General features: G+C 61.2%; 9 protein-coding genes. 4 read left to right on the plus strand and 5 right to left on the minus strand.

Annotated features, from left to right (window positions below):
* Positions 1–12: 12 nt before the first annotated feature.
* Positions 13–528 carry a DUF2059 domain-containing protein gene (locus NF676_RS19430; protein ID WP_016770936.1) on the minus strand — a complete coding sequence of 172 codons (516 nt, stop codon included), beginning with the start codon at positions 526–528 and terminating at the stop codon, positions 13–15.
* Between the two features lie 191 nt (positions 529–719).
* Between NF676_RS19430 and NF676_RS19435 the strand changes: the two genes are divergently transcribed.
* A complete protein-coding gene (locus NF676_RS19435; RefSeq protein WP_016770937.1) occupies positions 720–2,114 on the plus strand; it encodes a class II fumarate hydratase in 1,395 nt (464 codons plus the stop codon).
* A 108-nt stretch (positions 2,115–2,222) separates the two neighbouring features.
* On the opposite strand, the gene NF676_RS19440 is transcribed toward NF676_RS19435, so the two are convergent.
* Positions 2,223–3,182: a DMT family transporter gene (locus NF676_RS19440; protein WP_252886624.1), complete on the minus strand. Its 960-nt coding sequence runs from the start codon at positions 3,180–3,182 to the stop codon at positions 2,223–2,225.
* Positions 3,183–3,392: 210 nt separating this feature from the next.
* On the opposite strand from NF676_RS19440, the gene NF676_RS19445 reads away from it, so the two are divergent.
* The gene (locus tag NF676_RS19445; protein WP_056788322.1) at positions 3,393–3,584 is read left to right on the plus strand and encodes a DUF6316 family protein; all 192 of its coding nucleotides are present in this window, start codon (positions 3,393–3,395) and stop codon (positions 3,582–3,584) included.
* 103 nt (positions 3,585–3,687) lie between these two features.
* On the opposite strand, the gene NF676_RS19450 is transcribed toward NF676_RS19445, so the two are convergent.
* Positions 3,688–4,872 (minus strand): thiolase family protein, encoded by a 1,185-nt coding sequence (locus NF676_RS19450; RefSeq protein ID WP_252886625.1) that lies wholly within the window; start codon positions 4,870–4,872, stop codon positions 3,688–3,690.
* A gap of 103 nt (positions 4,873–4,975) precedes the next feature.
* A complete protein-coding gene (pap, locus tag NF676_RS19455) occupies positions 4,976–6,490 on the minus strand; it encodes a polyphosphate:AMP phosphotransferase (protein ID WP_236168421.1) in 1,515 nt (504 codons plus the stop codon).
* Between the two features lie 313 nt (positions 6,491–6,803).
* Here pap and mnmC point away from each other — a divergent pair, with 313 nt between their 5' ends.
* The gene (gene mnmC / locus NF676_RS19460; protein WP_252886626.1) at positions 6,804–8,783 is read left to right on the plus strand and encodes a bifunctional tRNA (5-methylaminomethyl-2-thiouridine)(34)-methyltransferase MnmC2/FAD-dependent 5-carboxymethylaminomethyl-2-thiouridine(34) oxidoreductase MnmC1; all 1,980 of its coding nucleotides are present in this window, start codon (positions 6,804–6,806) and stop codon (positions 8,781–8,783) included.
* Between the two features lie 3 nt (positions 8,784–8,786).
* On the opposite strand, the gene NF676_RS19465 is transcribed toward mnmC, so the two are convergent.
* Positions 8,787–13,613, minus strand: a complete 4,827-nt coding sequence (locus NF676_RS19465; protein ID WP_252886627.1) for an NEL-type E3 ubiquitin ligase domain-containing protein — start codon at positions 13,611–13,613, stop codon at positions 8,787–8,789.
* Between the two features lie 364 nt (positions 13,614–13,977).
* Here NF676_RS19465 and NF676_RS19470 point away from each other — a divergent pair, with 364 nt between their 5' ends.
* The gene (locus tag NF676_RS19470) at positions 13,978–15,750 is read left to right on the plus strand and encodes an N-acetylglutaminylglutamine amidotransferase (protein ID WP_076563778.1); all 1,773 of its coding nucleotides are present in this window, start codon (positions 13,978–13,980) and stop codon (positions 15,748–15,750) included.
* Positions 15,751–15,753 lie beyond the last annotated feature (3 nt).

Here is a 15,753-nt window from a genome sequence, read left to right on the forward strand (position 1 = left end):
CACGAACTCCGCTTACTTCTTCTTGGCTGGCGCCGCGGCCGGGGTCAGCTCTTTGGTCATGTCGTCGAGCAGCTTGTTGACCACTGGCACCGCGCTTTCCAGTTTGCCCTGGGTCATCTGCGCCGACTGCTGGGTCAGCTGCGGCATTTTTTCCAGGACTTTCTTGCCCAGTGGCGACTGGTAGAAGGCAACCAGATCTTTCAGCTCGGATTCGCTGAAGTTGCTGGTGTAGAGCTTGACCATGTCGGGCTTGAGCTTGTTCCAGCCGATGGCCTGGTCCAGCGCGGCGTTGGCCTTGGCCTGGTAGGTTTCGAGCACGGCTTTCTTCGACTCAGGGGCTTTGGTCTGTTCAAAGCGCTGGGCGAACATTTGCTGCACTTGCATGTACACCGGGGTACCCAGCTTGTCAGCGTGAGCCAGCGTCAGGAAAGCTTCGGCACTGGCGTTGTGGCTGGCGGTATCGGCAAGCACCTGGCCGCTGGCGCAAACCAGTGCAACCGCGGTACAGATGGCGCGAAGACGAGTCATCGAGTTTCCTTTAAGCAAAGCGAGGTCGAACCCCAAGGGCGACCATTCTGCGCCTAACAATCGCTATGGCTCAACCCCCGGCCCTTGCCGCGCTTGATTGGCGGGGTTTTGCGGTCAACAATCGAGCCGATGGAACCACCCGGGCCGATGCCGGCCTAAATTGCGCCAACAGACCAACAGGAGTGTGCACGATGAGCCGTATCGAAACCGACAGCCTGGGCCAGATCGAGGTCCCGGACGACGCTTACTGGGGTGCTCAGACGCAACGCTCGCTGATCAACTTCGCAATCGGTCAGGAACGCATGCCGCTACCGGTGCTGCACGCCCTGGCGCTGATCAAGAAAGCCGCCGCGCGGGTCAACGACCGCAACGGCGACCTGCCCGCCGACATCGCTCGCCTGATCGAACAGGCCGCCGATGAAGTGCTCGCCGGCGAGCATGACGAGCAGTTCCCGCTGGTGGTCTGGCAGACCGGCAGCGGTACCCAGAGCAACATGAACGTCAACGAAGTGATCGCCGGTCGCGCCAACGAACTGGCCGGCAACCCGCGCGGCGGCAAGTCGCCGGTGCACCCGAACGATCACGTCAATCGCTCGCAAAGTTCCAACGACTGCTTCCCCACCGCCATGAGCATCGCCACCGCCAAAGCGGTGCAGGAACAACTGCTGCCGGCGATTGCCGAGCTGTCCGGCGGCCTCGCTGAACTGGCGGCACGGCACATGAAACTGGTGAAGACCGGGCGCACGCACATGATGGACGCGACGCCGATCACCTTCGGTCAGGAATTGTCCGGCTTCATCGCGCAACTGGATTATGCCGAGCGCGCCATCCGCGCCGCGCTGCCGGCGGTCTGCGAACTGGCGCAGGGCGGCACTGCGGTCGGCACCGGGCTGAATTCGCCGCACGGCTTCGGTGAGGCGATTGCCGCTGAACTCGCAGCACTGTCCGGTCTGCCGTTCGTCACCGCGCCGAACAAGTTCGCTGCACTGGCCGGTCATGAGCCGCTGGTGACCCTGTCCGGCGCACTGAAAACCCTCGCCGTGGCCTTGATGAAAATCGCCAACGACTTGCGTCTGCTGGGCTCAGGTCCTCGCGCAGGTTTTGCTGAAGTGAAGCTGCCGGCCAACGAACCGGGCAGTTCGATCATGCCCGGCAAGGTCAACCCGACCCAGTGCGAAGCGCTGTCGATGCTCGCCTGCCAGGTGCTCGGCAATGACGTGGCGATCGGTTTTGCCGCCAGTCAGGGGCACTTGCAGTTGAACGTGTTCAAACCGGTGATCATTCACAATCTGCTGCAATCGATCCGTCTGCTCGGCGACGGTTGCAGCAACTTCCAGCAGCACTGCATCGCCGGGCTCGAGCCGGATGCGGAGGTCATGGCCAAGCATCTGGAACGTGGATTAATGCTGGTGACCGCGCTGAACCCGCACATCGGTTATGACAAGTCGGCGGAGATCGCCAAGAAGGCCTACAGCGAAGGGCTGACTTTGCGTGAGGCTGCGTTGCAGCTGGGTTATCTCACTGATGAAGAGTTCGATGCCTGGGTGCGCCCGGAGAACATGATCGAGGCTGGCGCCAAGGGCTGAGTCATGTAGCGCCTGAAAGTCCGTCTTCGCGAGCAGGCTCGCTCCCACAGGAAAATTGCATTGCAAAGTGGGAGCGAGCCTGCTCGCGAATACAGGCGCCGCCGATCGTCAGCCTGGCACAACCCTGGCCCGCCGCGCCCTGAGCCCGGCAATCAACGATGGCCCCAACGCCACCAGCGCCGAACCCAGCACCACCAGCACCGCCCCGCCATAGCCCAGGGCGTTGATCTCCTCGGCATGCACATACTCGGGCCAGATCCGCGCCGCAATCGCCACCGCAACGAATGTCACCAACGGCGTGATCGCCAGCGTCGCGCTGACTCGCGAGGCTTCCCAGTGCGCCAGCGCTTCGGCGAATGCGCCGTAGGCGATCAAGGTGTTCATGCAGCACGCCAGCAACAGCCAGCCCTGCAACGGGCTCAGATTGAGCGCTTCAAGTGGATGTACCCACGGCGTCAGCAAGAGCCCGCAGAACAGGTAGATCACCATCATCACCTGCAACGAATTCCACACAGTCAGCAATTGCTTCTGGCCCAGCGCGTAGAAGGTCCAGACCGTCGACGCCAGCAGCACCAACAGCACGCCGGCGGTGTAATCAGAGAGCGAAGTCAGCAGCTCGGCCAGGCGCTGATTGAAGAACAGGCCAAAGCCGATCAACAGCACCAGCAAGCCGAGGCCCTGGCCGATGCTGAAGCGCTCCTTGAACACGAACAGGCTGGCGATCAGCAGCATGATCGGACCCATTTGCACCACCAGTTGCGCGGTGCCGGGGCTGAGCAGGTTGAGGCCCATCAGGTACAGCACGTAATTGCCGACCAGCCCCAGTACCGCCATCAGCACCAGCCAGCCGCCCTTCGGCCCGAGCACCTTGCGACTTGGCAGGCGCTTGACCGAAGCCAGATAAATGAACAGGCAGCCGCCGGAAACCATCAGACGAAACCAGGTCACCGTGACCGGGTCCATCACCAGCAACACCTGTTTGAGCTTGATCGGCAGGATGCCCCACAGAAACGCGGTCAGCAGCGCCAGGAACAATCCGTACACCCAGCGCCCCGATGAAATGTGCATGCGAACCCCAAAAGCCTGCTGACAAGAGCCTGCATTCTAGGCGCCCTGTCCCGTGCAACACAGGGACAGTTGCCGCCAGGCCGCGAATGAAACTGTGCAGGTCGCAGCAGTAAACCGGCGCGCCGCCGTTGATCGGCCGGGCAGGCGCGCCAAGTGCTTCAGGCATAAGCTGATTGCAGACTTTTCAACGCATTGATCAGGGAGACCGACATGTACGCCATGCGCGCCGAGGACAGCGCCCCCGCCACCCGTTTTCGCAGCGACCGCGTGTGCCGGGTCAATGGCGAGCTGTATTTCAGCACCCGGGAAAATACCCTCGAAGGGCCGTATGACAGTCAGGTGATCGAGCGGGAGATTCAGGCTTATATAGCGCGGATGCAGCGGCGGGATTCCAGCCGCTGAACCGTGGCGCTGCCTTCGCGAGCAGGCTCGCTCCCACAGGGGAATGCGATCACCTGTGGGAGCGAGCCTGCTCGCGAAGGGGCCTGAACGGGCAACCAATCCTTTAGCGCACCGCCTCAAACAACCCGCTCGCTCCCATGCCGCCGCCCACACACATGGTGACGATGCCGTAACGCAGGTTGCGCCGCTGCAATTCCCGGATCAGATGCCCTACCTGACGCGAGCCGGTCATGCCGAACGGGTGGCCGATGGAAATCGAGCCGCCATTGACGTTGTATTTGTCGTTGTCGATCTCCAGCCGGTCGCGGCTGTACAGGCACTGCGAAGCAAACGCCTCGTTCAATTCCCACAGATCGATATCCGCCACTTGCAGGCCCTTGGCCTTGAGCAGTTTCGGCACCGAGAACACCGGGCCGATGCCCATTTCGTCCGGCTCGCAACCGGCGACGGTGAAGCCACGGAAAAACGCCTTCGGCTTGAGCCCCAGCTCCAGCGCTTTGTCCAGACTCATCACCAGTGTCATCGACGCACCGTCGGACAGCTGCGAGGAATTGCCCGCCGTCACCGAACCGTCGTCGGCGAACACCGGTTTCAGTCCGGCAAGGCTTTCGTAGGTGGTGTCCGGGCGGTTGCAGTCGTCGCGCTCGACGACGCCGTCGACAATCTGCACTTCGCCGCTGTTCTTGTCCTCGACCCGATATTTCACCGCCATCGGCACGATTTCATCGTCGAACAGACCGGCAGCCTGGGCCTGCGCGGTACGGATCTGGCTTTGCAGAGCATAACGATCCTGCGCCTCACGACTGACACCATAACGTCGTGCCACCACTTCGGCGGTCTGGCCCATGGTGTAGTAGATGCCGGGAGTCTGTTGCTTGAGCAGCGGGTTGATCAGGTGATCGGTGTTGACGCTCTTCAGGGTCAGGCTGATCGACTCGACGCCGCCGGCGACGATGATGTCGCTGCAACCGGAGGCGATCTGGTTGGCGGCAATCGCAATGGCCTGCAAGCCCGAGGAACAGAAACGGTTGAGGGTCATGCCGGCGGTATCGGTGCCCAGGCGCGACAGCACCGCGACGTTGCGACCGATGTTGTAGCCCTGCGCGCCCTCGTTGGAGCCGGCGCCGACGATGCAGTCCTCGACGCTGGCCGGGTCGATATCGTTGCGGGTCAGCAGCGCATTGACGCAGTGGGCCGCCATGTCATCGGGGCGGGTCTGGTTGAACTTGCCGCGAAAGGATTTGGCCAGGCCGGTCCGCACGCTGTCGACGATCACCACTTCACGCATGGCATACCTCATTGTTGTTGTCGGTTGAGAGTGGACCTGAGCATAAGTCCACCTTCTTGCCGACCGCGAGGATCATTCACCCGGCGTATGCGCGGCCATCGCTTCAGTCCTTGTGCTTTTTGGCCTTCTTGTCGGATTTCTCGAACGCGTCTTCCAGCGCGCGGTTGATCGTGCGCAACACTTTCACCCGTGCCCAGCGTTTATCGTTGGCTTCGACCAGCGTCCACGGCGCGATCTCGGTGCTGGTGCGATCGACCATGTCGCCGACCGCCCGGCGATAGTCGTCCCACTTTTCCCGATTGCGCCAGTCGTCCTCGGTGATCTTGAAACGCTTGAACGAAATCTCTTCGCGCTCCTGAAAGCGCTCCATCTGCGTGTCCTTGTCGATCGCCAGCCAGAACTTGACGACGATGACCCCGGCATCGGCAAGCTGCTCTTCGAAGTCATTGATTTCGCCGTAGGCGCGCAGCCAATCATCCGGTGCGCAGAAGCCCTCGATTCGTTCGACCAGTACCCGCCCGTACCACGAACGGTCGAACACGGTGAATTTGCCCCGCGCCGGGAGGTGTCGCCAGAACCGCCACAAATACGGTTGTGCGCGCTCTTCTTCGGTCGGTGCGGCAATCGGGACGATGCTGTACTGACGCGGATCGAGCGCCGCTGCCACGCGGCGAATCGCCCCGCCCTTGCCCGCCGCGTCGTTACCCTCGAACACCGCGATCAGCGCATGGCGACGCATGCGTTTGTCGCGCATCAGCCCGGACAGGCGCGCCTGCTCGGTGATCAGTTGTTCTTCATAGTCTTTCTTGTCCAGACGCTGCGTCAGGTCGAGGCTGTCGAGCAGATTCAACTGATCGACCGGCGTACCCAGCGGCGCGGCACTGACTTCGTGTGGATTGACGTCGGCACGCTTGAGCGCGTTTTGCAGACCTTCGAGGAGAATCTTGCCCACCGCCAGGCTGCGGTAATTGGCATCGACGCCTTCGATGACATGCCACGGCGCGTAATCGCGGCTGGTGCGGCGCAGCACCCGCTCGCCGTATTTGACGAACTTGTCGTAGGTCTGCGATTGCTGCCAGTCCAGCGGACTGATGCGCCAACTGTGCAACGGGTCGTCGGCCAGCGATTTGAGCCGCGCTTTCATCTGCTTCTTGGACAAGTGAAACCAGAACTTGAAGATTAACGCGCCTTCATCGCAGAGCATCTTTTCCAGACGCTCAGCGCCGGCGATGGCCTGGTCCAGACGCGGATCCTTGAACAGTCCGTGCACCCGGCCCTGGAGCATCTGGCTGTACCAGTTGCCGAAGAACACGCCCATCCGCCCCTTGGCCGGCAGCATCCGCCAGTAGCGCCAGGCCGGTGGCCGCGCCAGTTCTTCATCGGTTTGCTGGTCGAAGGTGCGCACTTCGATCAGGCGCGGATCCATCCATTCATTGAGCAGCTTGACCGTCTCGCCCTTGCCCGCCCCTTCGATGCCGTTGATCAGGATGATCACCGGAAAGCGCTTCTGCTGCTGCAACTCGAACTGCGCTTCCAGCAAGGCTTCACGCAGCGCAGGGACGGCCGCCTCGTAAGTGTCTTTGTCGATGGCGTGACCGATTTCAGCGGATTCAAACATGGGACGGCTCCTTCCAGGGTTCAGCAAGACTAGCGGATTGGGCACGGGCGCAGGGCAGAAATTCCCACGAACTCAGGACGGGATGAGAACTTTGTGGTGAGGGGATTTATCCCCGACCGGCTGCGCAGCAGTCGTAAATCCCGGAAGCACGGTTTAACTCGGGAAAACGGGGTGGTTGGTTCTGGGACTGCTTCGCAGTCCAGCGGGGATAAATCCCCTCGCCACAGGGTTCTTTTCACCGCGAGTCTTGTGCTGGATCGGTAGTATCGGCGCGATCGGCTAGAATGGCCGCCTTGTGTTTGCCGAGCCTGCCATGAAAGCCGAAATGCCCCACGCCCAACTCGACTGGGACGACCAGGGACGCCCACGTTCGCGGGTGTTCGATGACGTGTATTTTTCCGATCAGTCGGGGCTGGAGGAAACCCGTTACGTGTTTCTCGAACAGAACCGTCTGGCCGAGCGTTTCGCTGCGCTGCCGGCGGATGGACGTCTGGTGATTGGCGAAACCGGTTTCGGCACCGGGTTGAATTTTCTCTGCGCCTGGCAGTTGTTCGAACAGCACGCGGTGGCCGGCGCGCGCTTGCATTTTGTCAGCGTCGAGAAGTACCCGCTGGCGCCTGCGGATCTGCGCCGAGCCTTGGCACTGTGGCCAGAACTCATGCCGTTGGCGGATCAGTTGCTCAGGCATTACGTGGCGATTCATCAAGGCTTTCAACGCATCACTCTGGCCAACGGCCGCGTGACGCTGACCTTGCTGATCGGCGATGCGCTGGAGCAACTGCCGCAACTCGATGCACAGATCGACGCGTGGTTTCTCGACGGTTTCGCCCCGGCGAAAAATCCGGACATGTGGACTGCTGAACTGTTCGTCGAACTGGCGCGGCTGGCTGCGCCGGGCTCGACCATCAGCACTTTCACCAGCACCGGTTGGGTCCGCCGTCTGCTCAATGCTGCCGGGTTCAAGATGAAGCGCACGCCGGGCATCGGCCACAAATGGGAAATCCTGCGTGGCGAGTTTCTCGGCTGGCCCGCCGAGGTGGCGGCGCCGCTACCGGCGAAACCCTGGTTCGCCCGCCCTGCTCCGTTGCGCGGTGAACGCCGGGCGCTGGTGATCGGCGCCGGCCTGGCTGGCTGCGCGACAGCGTCGAGCCTGGCGGCGCGCGGCTGGCAGGTGAGTCTGCTCGAGCGTCACGCGGCGGTGGCGCAAGAAGCTTCGGGCAACCCGCAAGGTGTGCTCTATCTCAAGCTGTCCGCCCATGGCACGGCGTTGTCGCAGTTGATCGTCAGCGGCTTCGGTTACACCCGGCGCCTGCTGGAAAGCCTGCAACGCGGCAGCGACTGGGATGACTGCGGCGTGCTGCAACTGGCGTTCAACGCCAAGGAAGCCGAGCGCCACGCGCAACTGGCGGCGGCGTTTCCTGAAGATCTCTTGCAGTGGCTGGAACAGCCGCAAGCGCAGGATCGCGCCGGTGTCGGCGTGGCCCACGGCGGCTTGTTCTACCCCGAAGGCGGCTGGGTGCATCCGCCGGCGTTGTGTCAGGCCCAGGCGACCCACACCAACATTGAGTTGCTCAGCCATCACGAAGCTTTGGAACTGCGCAAAGTCGCAGACCTGTGGCAAGCCTTCGACGGCGAACGTTTGCTCGCCAGTGCGCCGGTGGTGATCCTGGCCGGAGCCGCCGAAATCAAACGTTTTGCCCAGAGCGCCGAATTGCCGCTCAAGCGCATTCGCGGGCAGATCACGCGCCTGCCTGAAAACGCAGAGAGTCATGCGCTGGCCACCGTGGTGTGCGCCGAGGGCTACGTCGCCCCGGCGCGTCTGGGCGAGCACACCCTGGGTGCCAGTTTCGACTTCAACAATGACGATCTGACCCCCACGACTGCCGAGCACCAAGGCAATCTGGCGATGCTCGAAGAAATTTCCAGCGACCTGCTGACACGCCTCAACATCAGCGAGCAGCCACTTGCGAACCTTGAGGGCCGGGCAGCTTTCCGCTGCACCAGCCCTGATTACCTGCCGATTGTCGGCCCGCTCGCTAATCTGCAAACCTTCAATCAGACCTACGCAGCGTTGAGCAAAGACGCCCGGCAAGTGCCGGACCTCGCCTGCCCGTGGCTCGATGGTCTGTACGTCAACAGCGGCCACGGTTCTCGCGGGCTGATCACCGCGCCGCTGTCCGGCGAGCTGCTTGCCGCGTGGCTGGACAACGAGCCGCTGCCATTGCCACGCAGCGTGGCCGAAGCCTGCCATCCCAATCGTTTCGCCTTACGGCAGTTGATTCGCGGCAAGTGAATTTCACGTATCGGGCATTTCGCAGATGCCCAGATCCATCAGCCGTATCGCGTCTTCTGTCAGGTTCTTGAACAGCACGTCTTCAGCCTGGTCCTTTTCAAGCTTGAGTGCCTGGTTCTGACTCAAATAATCGCCAGAGGGCAGCGTGTCCTTCTTGTCGAACAGTGCGCTCATTTGCGGGTCGTACAGGTCATCGATCAGCGCAAACTTGCGGACAAATATGCGTCGCAGATAGTCACGCCAGAACGTTCGCCCCTGCATGTATTCCAGCCATTGCGGGGAGAGTTCAGCGGTGAAGACGCGATTTTTTGCGACCTCAAGATCAGCGGCCGTCACGCCACTCTGGGCACTGAACAGCATATCTTTCGGTTGACCGCGCAGCCCCAGCGCATCGGTGAGACCGATGCGGTAAGCGAGGTTCATTTCCAGCGCATCGACCCTTGGCGCCCGGAGCGAATGCTCCCGGGCGATTTCTTCCAGCCTGTCCAGCCTGAACAGGCTGCGGCCCAGTTCCAACAACGCCTTGGCAGTACCCCTGCTCCCGCTTGCAGCCCTGCTCACCCGCTCGACTTCCACTGCGACTTCAAGGCGACTGAAAACCAGCGCCGCGTTATCGGTGCAGTGCAGCGGATCGGCCGCGATGTCGAGCAGTTGACGACCCAGCGGCTCGTCAGCTTCCGCCGCCTTCAGTACCGCCCAGACGCGTCGCTGCATGTCAGCGCTACCCTGTTTGCCGTCTGCGGTATCGCCCAGTTGCGCCAGCAACGTGAACAAGCCATCGGCCGTCTGCTCGCTGCGCAATGCTGCCCAAATGCGCGACTGCTCTGCCCACTCTTCGCCACTGACCTTGGTCAACCAAAGCGAGCGCGCCGTTTGCTCGTTCATCCGTGCGATGTCATCGGCGACATAGTCCATCCCAACGCCGAAATTATCGCGATAGTTCTCCAGATGCGTTTTGGTCGCTTCGGAAAAGGGATTCAGTCCCAACTTGAGTGCGCCGGTGAAACGTCGTGATTTCTCGAACAACCACTCGGGCAGTTCTGTGATTTTGTTGGCGCTCAGATCCATCAGTTCAATGTGCGCAGAATGGTCGAGGCCTTCTGGCAGTTCGGTGATGCCGGTATCGTTCAGCGACAAGCGACGCAGTTGCGACATTCGGCTGAAATCCGGGGTGGCACCCAACGGATTCTTGTCCAGATTCAGGTAGCGTAAAGTGCTCAGCCTGTTCAGCTTCGCCAGGGTCTGCTCGGTGAGCTTGAGCTGATTGTTTGCCAGGCTCAGCCGTTGCAGACGCGGCATGTGCGACAACATTTCAGGCAGCCGGGTGATCGCGTTGCTGCCCAGTTCCAGCGAGTCGAGCTGTTTGAAGGACTTGAGGAAGTACGCCACATCATCCCCCAGCGCCATGTTCCGCATCGACAATTGCTCGACATGGTCGAAGCTCACCGACGACGGTAACGTCGGCACCTTACCGATGCGCATGCCGTCAAGGTCAAGGGTACAGAGGTTTTTTCCCTCTTCGTTGGTGGCCCAATGAAAGCGCCGAAACGCTTCCTCGATCAGCTCGGCAGCCATTTTCCGACTGTGCCGCGCTTCGGCCAGATCGCCCCCAATGGCTTGCAGGGCGGCGGCATCTTCACTCCAGACAAACAGCGCGTCACGCAGGGTTTGCAGGTCCTGACGCAGGGCTTTGATGCGGGTCGCACGGCTCAGCGGATCATCGCCCAGTGCATCGAGCAATTGACTGAGCTGCGGCTCGCTCAGACGCGGATAAAGCCTGCGCGCTTTGCGCAGCAGTGTGCGTGAATGAGCTGTCGCGGGAACCTGATCGCCTTGCACGCAGGCCGGCTCGACGGGAAGTGATTCCGTACTGCCGCCGCGCAATGCCCGCGCAGTGCCCTCGCGTTCGTCGAGGGCAACGTTGAGCAGCTTTTTGCGTAACTGTTGCGTACTGAGCTGTCCGGCATCGCCAAACCCGAGTGCGGTCCGCTGACGTGGCGGCAATGCCTTGAGGATGGCCATGTACAAAGCGTCGGGGCCGGATGCCACCTTGCCCAAGGATTTTTTGTCGCCGCCAAACGCCTCATAGCCCTGCGTGGACTTCACCAGATAGCCGGTATTTTCCGAGGTCGCCGACGCATCGCCGATGTCTTCGAGTATCGGTCCGGTCAAGGCGTTGTCGCGCATTTGCAGACGCAGCTGTGCGTTCCAGCCGCTCAGGCGCGGCAGTAATTTCATGGCCAGCCTGTCGGTGTCGGCATTGGCCAGCCACGACCAGTGCAACCCGCTCAGCGCCCGGTCAAGCCGCACCTCGGCAATACCGGCCCGAGCCCGCTGTCCCAACCGCAAGGGCGCGCTCCCGGTCGAGCGCAAGTGCAGGCGCTCGACACTCGAAGCGCGGTCGATCAGCCTTTGACCATCGCGCGCCGGAATGTCGGCGAAAACCTGGCGCAATTTGCCCAGATCCTGCGCGTCACTGCGGTCATAGCGCTTGTACATCCGCTCGAACGCCGCGCGGTAATCGGATTTGAGCGCAGCACCCAGTTTTCTTGCCAGCCCGGTGGCTTGCGTGCTTCTCGCGACTTTGCCGCCGAGCAAGGCCTCGACTTCATGCTCGTAGAGGCCGTCGATGACGGTTTGCAGCAAGCGCCCGAGTGCCAACTGGCCTTGGGTGACCGGCACTCCCAGGGTTTCGTCGAGCGTGCTGTTTGCAGGATAAGTGGTTTCGACGTCTCCTTCATGACCGATGACCTCAAGGTATCGGTCAGTCGGCCAGCCCGGCAGTTGCGTCAAGGCGTGCATCTGTTCTTCCAGAGGTTGCTCGGAGTGGATCTCGCCGTTTTCCAGTTCCATGGTCAACTCACGCAGCTGGCGCTCGATGCGCACGCGCTCGACGGTATCGCGCAGGCGTACCGGCAGGCTCAGATTGTCGTTGAAGGTCTCCAGCAAGGTCTGCTGCGAGGTGTTGCTCAGCCGGCGAAGGATGTCCAGGTCGCTGTCGGCAAATTCGCTCAACTGCGGATCGATGCGCTTGAGCGTGTAGGCGCTGCTGCCCCATTCTTCGGGCTGTTCAGCGGGGAACCGCCAGCCGCCCTCGACGTGGCGGATCAGTTCCGGAGCATAGGCTTGTGCGCGTACGGGGTGTTCCAGGCGCCAGTGCTGAGTGTCGATATCAAAGTTGCCCGCCAACAGGCGGTGCTCGAAGCGGGCGATGGTCTTGTTGCCGATCTGGTAGAACTCCTTTGAACCGGCACCGATGGTGAATCCGGCCGGCAAAGCATGCTCGTACGGGCTCAAATCGGACTTCCACAGGCGTGGCTTGCCGGCCCGATCGAGTATCGCGGTGAACTGCGCAAAGAACTCCGGATGCGTGCGCAGCAGTTTTTTGCCCACAGTTCCCAGCACCTTCTGACCGCCGGCGAAAACGCCCATCAATGCGATGTTCTCTACCACACTGAGCAGATGTGACAGTGCTTCCTGATGATCACCGCGGCGCCAGTCCGCGACGCCGTCATACACTTCACCGAGCAATTGCCCGACCGCGACGCCCATCATCAATTGCCCCAGGACCGGCACGAACAACCCCGCCACCGATGCCACAGTCACCCCGCGCTGAACGAAATCCAACAGGCGTTTCTGTCGGATCTCTTCATCGATATCAGCGGTTGGCACCGCCAGTTTGCGCGCGTCGATCTGCAACTTGCCGACATGGCTTTGCACCATGAAATCAAAAAGCGCCACATTAATCGGCCATTGTTCGACGACGCCCAGATCGGGTTTCTCAGCCAACGCCTTGAAGAAGTCAGCCTTGTCATCTTCATCGAGGCTGCCGGCGAAATACCCCTGATATTCCGTGCTCTTGAGTTGTTGCGCGAGGTAGCGCTTGAACGCATTGAAACTCGGGTACTCATACACGGCGCGCTCGGGCTCGCCGGGCATATACACCATGCATCCGTCCTCAGGGTGTTGTTCCACGGAGCGTTTGGAAAATACCACGACGCCCCAAACGCAGCTGTCGAGGATTCTGATGCCCTGCATGATCATCGGGTCTTTGCCGTAGCGCAGGTGCTGCGCCGAAGCGACGCCTTCGGCTAGCATCAGATCCTGCAGCATGCGCAAACCAGCTGCGGTGATATCGCCCTTGAGCTCCGCAAGATGAGCGTCCAGCTCCAGCAGCGATTGCTTCAATGCGGCGATATTGCGGGTCATGGCACTGGTCGCCACGACTTTGCCGCACTCCTCACGCAGACCGAACACTTGCTGCAGATGCTCCTGGTATTTCTTGCCCAGATCCAGCTTGCGGCACAACGCTGCGAACGCTGCCGGCGTCAGATCCTTCACGCCAGCGGGCACACTCTTGACGCGCACCAGGCTGCCGGCGGGGAAACCGTCGGCCTGCTCCTCGTCTGCGGTGAAGTTTTGCATGGCTGCCTGCAACAGGCTTTGCGTCGCGTGTCTGACCAAGCCGACATCGGCCTGAACCGTCGCCTTCACATCGCAGCCACAATCGACGCCGGGCAGGCTGAGCAGATCCTCGCTCACGTCATAGACCGCTGGCCATTTCTCGCTCAGCGCCGCGTTGAGTTCGCTGATGCAGAAGCTGTGCAAGGGTTTGAGCCGGGTCAGATCCTTGTCGACTTTGACTTGCAGGGTGTGCAGTTCACGATTGATTTCGTCCAGCTTGTTCAGCGTGGCCGCAGAAGCCGTGAGCAGATGCGCCGGCAGGTTTTTTTCCAGGCTTTCAGCGGTATCGAGGTCACCGGTCGCGGCGTACAAGGTGCTCAGGACCGAGGCCTGAATCCGTGGATTTGTCTTGTCTTGGGTGGGCATGGCAATAGTCCTTTATTGCGGTTCGAACACTCGACCCTAGCGCTGCCGGGCAGCCAATAACAGTTCAAATTGCTGCGCAAAACCCAGGTAGACCAAACGCTTTTTTGCATGGAAAAAATAGCCCTGCACCACCCCGCACGGAACGTCCACGCGCTTGTGCGCTTATGCAAAAAAAGCGTAACGGTAAGTGGGCAAATCTCGATCCTCGATCCGCGCTGATAGCGTTGCGGCAGAAGGCAGCCAGGCTGGCTTATAACTTATCGATCTAAAACTCCACCTACCGAGACAGGTCAGTTTCTGAGTACCCGCACTTTTCGCGCGGTACGGCTTGACCTTCCCCAACGGAAAAACCGGTAAGGACTTTATGTGCGGATTAGCTGGCGAGTTACGTTTTGATCAACAACCTGCAGACCTTGCAGCGATCGAGAGAATCACCCATCACCTGGCCCCTCGCGGCCCTGACGCGTGGGGCTTCCATGCCCAAGGGCCGATTGCCCTGGGTCATCGACGCCTGAAAATCATGGACCTGTCGGACGGCTCGGCGCAGCCGATGATCGACAGTCAATTGGGCCTGTCCCTGGCGTTCAACGGTGCGATCTACAACTTTCCGGAATTGCGCGCAGAGCTCGAAGCACTCGGTTATGCCTTCTATTCGGGTGGCGACACCGAAGTGCTGCTCAAGGGTTATCACGCCTGGGGCGAGGCGCTGCTGCCGAAGCTCAATGGCATGTTTGCTTTCGCCATCTGGGAGCGCGATGCCCAGCGCCTGTTCATCGCTCGTGACCGTCTCGGCGTAAAGCCGTTGTACCTGTCGCGCACCGGCCAACGCTTGCGTTTTGCCTCGGCACTGCCGGCGCTGCTCAAGGGCGGCGACATCAACCCGATCCTCGATCCGGTGGCGCTCAATCACTATCTGAATTTCCACGCGGTCGTACCCGCGCCGCGCACCTTGCTGGCCGGTATCGAAAAACTGCCGCCCGCCACCTGGATGCGCGTTGAAGCCGATGGCCGCACCGAGCAGAAAACCTGGTGGACCCTGCCTTACGGCCCGAATGAGGACGAGAAAAATCTCAACCTCGAAGACTGGGTCGATCGCGTCCTCGACAGCACCCGCGAAGCGGTGGCGATTCGTCAGCGTGCGGCGGTGGATGTCGGTGTGTTGCTGTCCGGCGGTGTCGACTCGAGCATGCTCGTCGGCCTGTTGCGCGAAGTTGGTGTAGAGAATCTGTCGACCTTCTCCATCGGTTTCCAGGATGCCGGCGGCGAGCGCGGCGATGAGTTCCAGTACTCGGACCTGATCGCCAAGCACTACGGCACGCGCCACCATCAGTTGCGCATCGACGAGAAAGAAATCATCGAGCAACTGCCCGCCGCGTTCCGCGCGATGAGCGAGCCGATGGTCAGCCACGACTGCATCGCTTTCTATCTGTTGTCGCGGGAAGTGGCCAAGCACTGCAAAGTGGTGCAGAGCGGCCAGGGTGCTGATGAACTTTTTGCCGGTTACCACTGGTACCCGCAGGTCGACGGCGCGGCGGACCCATACGCGGCCTACCGCGATGCGTTCTTTGATCGCAGCTACGACGACTACGCGGCGACTGTGCAGCCGAAATGGCTGGTCGACCACGATGCGGCCGGTGATTTCGTCAAACAGCACTTTGCCCAGCCCGGCGCCGATGCTGCCGTGGACAAGGCGCTGCGCCTGGACAGCACGGTGATGCTGGTCGATGACCCGGTCAAACGCGTCGATAACATGACCATGGCCTGGGGCCTGGAAGCGCGCACGCCGTTCCTCGACTATCGACTGGTCGAGCTATCGGCTCGTGTACCAGGTCAATTCAAGCTGCCCGATGGCGGCAAGCAAGTGCTGAAAGAAGCAGCGCGTCGGGTCATTCCAAGCGAAGTGATCGATCGCAAGAAAGGCTATTTCCCGGTGCCGGGTCTCAAGCACTTGCAGGGTGACACGCTCAACTGGGTGCGCGAACTGCTGCTGGATCCAAGCCAGGATCGCGGCCTGTTCAACCCGACCATGCTCGACAAGCTTTTGACTGATCCGCAAGGCCAACTGACCCCGTTGCGCGGTTCGAAACTGTGGCAACTGGCGGCCCTGAACCTGTGGCTCAGTGAACAAGGAATCTGATTG

Origin of the sequence: Pseudomonas siliginis, assembly GCF_024072275.1 — a bacterium.
Taxonomy (GTDB): domain Bacteria; phylum Pseudomonadota; class Gammaproteobacteria; order Pseudomonadales; family Pseudomonadaceae; genus Aquipseudomonas; species Aquipseudomonas siliginis.